3 protein-coding genes and 1 pseudogene are annotated in these 6,075 nt (G+C 56.3%); all 4 read left to right on the top strand.

Annotated features, from left to right (window positions below; genetic code table 11):
- Positions 1 to 751 precede the first annotated feature (751 nt).
- The 4 genes and pseudogenes from F4X57_04290 to F4X57_04305 all read left to right on the top strand — a co-directional run bounded on the left by F4X57_04290 (position 752) and on the right by F4X57_04305 (position 5,680).
- On the top strand, positions 752 to 1,117 hold the full coding sequence (locus F4X57_04290; GenBank protein MYC06379.1) for a hypothetical protein: 366 nt from the start codon (positions 752 to 754) through the stop codon (positions 1,115 to 1,117).
- 444 nt (positions 1,118 to 1,561) lie between these two features.
- Positions 1,562 to 2,722, top strand: coding sequence for a hypothetical protein (locus F4X57_04295; GenBank protein MYC06380.1), 1,161 nt, complete (start codon positions 1,562 to 1,564; stop codon positions 2,720 to 2,722).
- A gap of 97 nt (positions 2,723 to 2,819) precedes the next feature.
- Positions 2,820 to 5,066 carry a hypothetical protein gene (locus F4X57_04300; GenBank protein ID MYC06381.1) on the top strand — a complete coding sequence of 749 codons (2,247 nt, stop codon included), beginning with the start codon at positions 2,820 to 2,822 and terminating at the stop codon, positions 5,064 to 5,066.
- A gap of 440 nt (positions 5,067 to 5,506) precedes the next feature.
- A pseudogene (locus F4X57_04305) lies at positions 5,507 to 5,680 on the top strand (calcium-binding protein).
- Positions 5,681 to 6,075: the final 395 nt, after the last annotated feature.

Genomic DNA, 6,075 nt, shown 5'->3' on the forward strand with positions numbered 1-6,075 from the left:
CTCCTACGCCCACGCCGACACCCACAGCCACTCCTACGCCCACGCCGACACCCACTCCCCCGCTACTAGTGGGATGGAGCGCCGGCACCACGCCCACCAGTGACGAACTCGATGCCGGCGAGGAATTCGGCGCGCCCAGTACCGGCGGCTTTTCGCCCGTGACGTTTTACAGAGGGACCGTGCCAGAGCCTAATAGTAATACCTTTAGATATGTATGGTTTGCCGCGCCTATATACCTAGGCACGCCCCAAGAGCTGAATTGGGGGAGTGGGAGTGCGGATAGCTTGGGCGGATTCACTCGTCTGCAGAATGTCGAGATCCGGAATGTACAGAATGTTTTGTATCGAACGACCGCCGAGCAGAGTGCGACGATAGAAAACCTCAGGATCCAACTCCTATACTATGCCGTTCGAACAGGCGAAGCCATCGTCGGTTGGAGCGTTGCCGGTCAGCCGACAGCAGAGGAATTTGACCAAGGCGTTTTGACGCCCTACGACGGCGTCGTGCCGTCCAGTGCAGTTAACGGGCGTGTGTGGTTCGCTGTGCCTGTCAGTGAAGGGCATCCGGATAGGCTGCGCTTTGGCAATCGGGTGGGTAGGTTCGGTAGAGATGGCGCGCCGCCTCAGGGGTGGAAAGAAGGGGTTAGCATCAGCGAACATCAGATATGGTACACAAACAGCGACCAGTCTCTACCGGATGTAGGCACAGGCAGTTACAATATCGATATACTCTTTTTAGTGGAGGATGGTCCATGATTCTACCCAAATTGCTAGTGCCGGCTGACACGCCCTTTTACGTCGTTGGATGGACAGATGGGCTTAAGCCGACTGAACAGGAACTCACCGACGGAGCGCGATTCGATGCGACAGGGTACAAGACTAGGTGCGTGTACCCGGCGCGACAGAAGGATGGCTATAATTACATCAGTGTGCCGGCATCCCTTGGTGAACCAATAGTCCTATATGGCACCAACCCGTACGACGTCATCGGGGGATTCTCAAAGCTTGCCGATGTGCAATTCGACGATATGGATTATCTGTTTTACAGGACGACCGCCGAGCAGGATGCGGCGATAGTTGGCACAGGAGACTACTACATCTACATAGAATATCAGTAGTAAAGAAGCCCTTGCCGCAAGTTTGCGGCAAGGGCTTCTTTATGGTGCTACTCTGCGAGTAAACTCAGACGCACCAATATACAATTGCTCTGTGAACGGTAATGTGATAGATTAGTCGTTGAGGAAATGGCCTTTCCTTTCTGGACTTTGTCCAGGCGACTCAGTCACTTGCGTGTGAGGGTGGGGCCATCACCTTAGCAGGCGGTGGTTGAGTTCGCAAAATGCCACCTGCGGCTGGACAGGCGGCATTTACAAATAGACATCAAGGACCGTTGATGCCTACTCCAAATAAATATACAGCATCGAAAGCCTCTTTGCAAGATTTGCCAAGAGGCTTTTTCTTATTGCCAACGAACATTAGTTTTGGAAATGGCAATGCGCCAGATATGTTGCTCTGGCGCATTGAATGAACTGCCAAATATCAGGAGTAGGAGAACCTAACACATGGCACTCCCCTATGATACACCAGAACCAACCAATGCACAAGCACCTAAACAGGCACCGTTCCGGCATCGACAGGTGGCACTGGACTGGGCGCGCAGCCGCCTTGTGAACGGCGTATCGCTGACACCGCGCGAGCGCCACGTGCTGCTCGAGCTCTGCTTGTGGTGCGGTCCGAAGGTCGGCTTTGAGCCGGCACCCCCCCTGCGCTCCACTGACACCCACCCCGGCATTTTGGACAAAACTGGACTTAAGCATAGTAACTACCTGCATATCGTCTCGCGTCTCGCCCGTAAGGGCATCATCGAGAAGGTTTCTCAGGGCGGCGGCTCGCGTCCTCGAAACGACGGCGGCAAGATGTGGATCACGCATACCCGTTGGCGTCTATTAGTGCCTTCCGTGTCACTCGAAACACAGCCGTCGATGGACTTAGATTTTAGAACAGAGGTCGAAAAGCCCACGGAAGATTCTCGTGGACTTTCGGAAAAGCCCACGAAAATCTTTCGTGGGCTTTCGGAGTTATCCTTTAATAACACCTCTAACATGATTCACACCTCTAACAAGATGGCCGCCCGGCCAGCAGGCGGCGAGGAAAACGACGGAAACGAGTCTGTTCTGTTTTCTGACCAATTTCTACAATCTTTCATCGAAAGAGCAAACCGCGCATTCGATTTAGTGTGCGGTCCCCACTGCCCAACCGGCTGCGAGTACCATGTCCCCCTGCAGTACACACACTTCGACAAACTGGGCGGCGGCGGAGTTAACCCCGGAAGTGCCGAGGCGGACAAAATCATAGCCGATACACTCAGGAGCCAGCCGTACAACCTCGTTCCCTACCTGACCAAATGCTTGAGCAATCTGCTGCAGGAGAGCGACAGACACGTACCGACCGGAATACCGACCTTGCCTATGCATCGAACGGCATCCGCACCTGAGCCGCCACAGGTAGATATGCCTGAATTACCTCGTTCCAATGACCCCAGAGTCACTGAGCGATGGTATGCGGTTCTAGGTCATTTAGAGAGCATCTTGGACTCTGTCGCCTACCGCTCATGGTTTTACCATTCGGAAGCGCTGTCTTATGAAGATGATGTGTTGACCGTCGTTGTCCAGACGGAATTTATAGCTGAGATGATTAAAAAGAGGCAGATGCGCACAGTTTAGCAGGCAGTAGAAGAGATCTATGGACGGCCGACCACAGTCGAATTTGAGGTGGCAGGTCACTATTGACGATACGCCGCCATTCTCATAGCCTATGAGCATGCTGCAGTCCTACACAGCCCGACCGTACAGCTATGTTGACGACATGGCGCTGTCGCCGCTCGACACAGACTTCATCACGCCGTCTAAATTGGACTTCATTGTGTCAAACGGTGGTGCGACGGACTTCATACCGCCGGACGGTGCAGGGGCGGGTATGGATTTCATCCCGCCGTCAGATAACGAGATGGAGTTCATCTTCGACGACGGCCCAGAGCTTGCGTCCGGCGACGACATTCAGGTACAGCCGAAACTGGACGTGAAGGTGAATCCTCCCAACATCAGGCTTGGCTTGCCAAAGCGGAAACGCAAGGGCGCGTGGTACGAGAAGAAACCCGGGCAGACATCGAAGGCAAGGCTACCCGACGGCGTCCACTACGACAAAGACACCGGCTTGTATCGCTGGATCCACTACGACAAGCAAGGCACGGCGCACCAGCGTCTAGCGTCGAAGCCGCCAACGCCGCGGCAGCTGAAGAGGTCTCGCGCAAACTTCAACCGGAGCGGCGGTCTATTTGGCAGCGGCATAGGAGCGCGAAGCCGTCCTCTGGACAGCCCGCCAGGTACACAACCGGGGCAGCAGGGAAATAAGCCACCTGAGCCGCCATCCGGCTCCCAGCCGCAGCCCAAACAGCCTAGCCCCGGTCCAAAGCCGTCCACGCCGTCAGTTATTCCCACGCCGGAAGAACCCGCAGCAGAAGCCACAGACGGCTTCGTAGGGCGCACCATCAGGGAAACGATGGCTGAGGGCGTAACACGTGTTCCCGTCAGCCTGGCGCGCGAAGCTATAAACGCATGGCAGTCAGGAAACGCAACACGAGAGGAAACGCTTGCGAAAGTTCAAGGTCTTCTGTGGAACAGCGACCTGTCCCCGACAGAACGGCAAAGAATCGAGGGGATGATTGATACGGTCGGACTGAAAAGCAAGACTGACATGGGCGTACAGGGTTCACAGACGACAGCGCCGAGCATTAGCCGCCCAGACGAAAACTACGATTTCAACTGGCGCGTGATGGATTTGGGGCAGGTGCAGCCGTCGCACAACCCCGCCACGATGGAAGAGAACCCCAACTATCCATTCACTGAGCTGCAGCCCCGCAAGCGAGACCGCAAGACAGCCGAGCATCAGGTATCCGGCATTGCCCGCAACTTGCGCCCTAAGGATGTGCTGGACGAGACGCACATGCTTGATATGGGACCGCCTATCGTAGGACCCGACGGAGCGGTAGAAAGCGGCAGCGGGCGCGTGATGGGGATACAACGCGCGGCAGCGATGTATCCTGACAAGTATCAGAGCTACGTCGACGCACTGAAGTCGCCGGACACGCTAAGCCGCGTCGGGATAGACCCGCGGCAGATTGAGGGGATTCAGCAGCCCATCCTTGTGCGAGAACGCGCGACTGAGATGGACCCGATTCAGCGCAAGGCATTTGCCCGCGAAGCCAACGCCCCGCGCGGCATGGTGTCCTCGCCGTCGGAATCCGCTGAGCAGCATAGCGACGCATTCAAGGACGAGCAGCTCGCGCGCCTCGACATTCCCGATTCCGCCACACTGAACGAAGTGCTGCTTTCAGACGCCAACAAAGACATTCCCAACAGCTGGTTAGGTTCGTTCGAAGAGAACGAGCTTGCGGGACTGGCAGATGACAAAGGCAACCTGAATAAAGCCGGATTAGAAGCGATTCGCAACAGTCTGTTCGCCAACACATACTCGCACGTCGAAGGCGGCAAGCAGCTGGCGCACGAACTGCAGGAGAACGTGGACGAAGACATCAGACGGATCGGCACGGCGTTGATGAACACATTGCCGCAAATGGCGCGAAACGAAGCGCTTGTCAGGTCGGGCGCGCGCAAGCCGGACTACGCTCTTGCTGAAGACCTTGCCGTTGCCGTTCGGACGCTCCGCCGTCTGAAAAGATCAGGCATGCCGGTTGAAAACTACCTGCGTTCATACAACGCCATGAGCGACGATATGACACCTGTTCGGAAGCGTTTGCTGGTGTTCCTTGACAAGAATAGGAATAGCCCCCGTGAAATAGGCAACTTCATCCGCGACTATACGGCGATTGTGCATAAAGACTCTCACACGTTGCAAGGCGGACTTGGGCTGACGGCCCCCACGCCGACAAAAGAGGAGTACGTCGCGAAGCGCATACAAATGCCCGAAGGTCTCGAAGACACTGCGAATCAAGAAATGTCTTTCAAGCCGCCCGACATGGGCAAGCGGCGCAGGCAAGGGCTGGCGTGATGCTCCGGGCGTTGACTGCGTCGACGATTGCCGCTATCGCGCTGGGCTGGGCGCTGGTTCAACCCGCCGCCAGCGACCTGCCGCGCATAGCGTCCGCTCAAACGCCATCTTACACCATCACGCTAGGGGATGGTTCTGGCACTGTGCTGGAAGGGCAGGCAACGAATGTGACCTTCGCCTTGTCCGGTGTCGGGGACTCATACAGGTCGCTTACATCCTTCACATTAACCGACAATGATGCAAACGATGTTCGGGCTGCTTGCTCTAACATCCCCACGACTTTGAGACGAACAGGGCAAAGTAGCGGGCCCTACACATATACGCGCCAAATTAACGATGCTTGTCCTGCCGGCGGATACTTCCTAACGTCTACGGTGTTTAACCTTCAAGGCAATCAACAAGTTGCCTACGTAGAGGTGAGCTTCACTATTGTCGCTGCCACTCCTACGCCAACGCATACGCCAACGCACACGCCAACCGCGACGCATACTCCAACGCCAACGATAACGGCGACACCGACACACACGCCAACAGTGACCCCAACGCCTACTATCACGCCTACGCCCACACCCACATACCCACCCACACCCACACCCACGGCAACGCCTCGACCGGCGATGCTGATGAAGGCTAGGCTGGCAATCACGAATACATCGGGCGGCGCGCTGGCCGAGGGCCTTATCCGCATATCAGACATCGAAGGGTTTGCTGATTCGAATGGACGCAATCTGCTGGTCTGCGACGAAGGGCAACGATGCTGGGAGGATAAGACAAGCCTTTACCCTGGCGCGCCTGCTGGACCCATGCCGCAAACATTCAGCGGCGGCGTGTACCGTCTGTACGTGCCGGCATTGGCAGACGGCGAAGCGCACGAATACGATTTCTATGTCAGCCGCGAGTCTCTGGCACGCGCTAGTCCCAGCGGCGTGTCAAACGGGGACGCTGCTAATTACCGGGAATTATACGGAAAGGTTGACAAGTCAAGCCGCCACTGGTAGATTGGGTATGC

This window comes from Chloroflexota bacterium, from assembly GCA_009840355.1.
Classification (GTDB): Bacteria; Chloroflexota; Dehalococcoidia; order Lucifugimonadales; family JADFKI01; genus Bin90.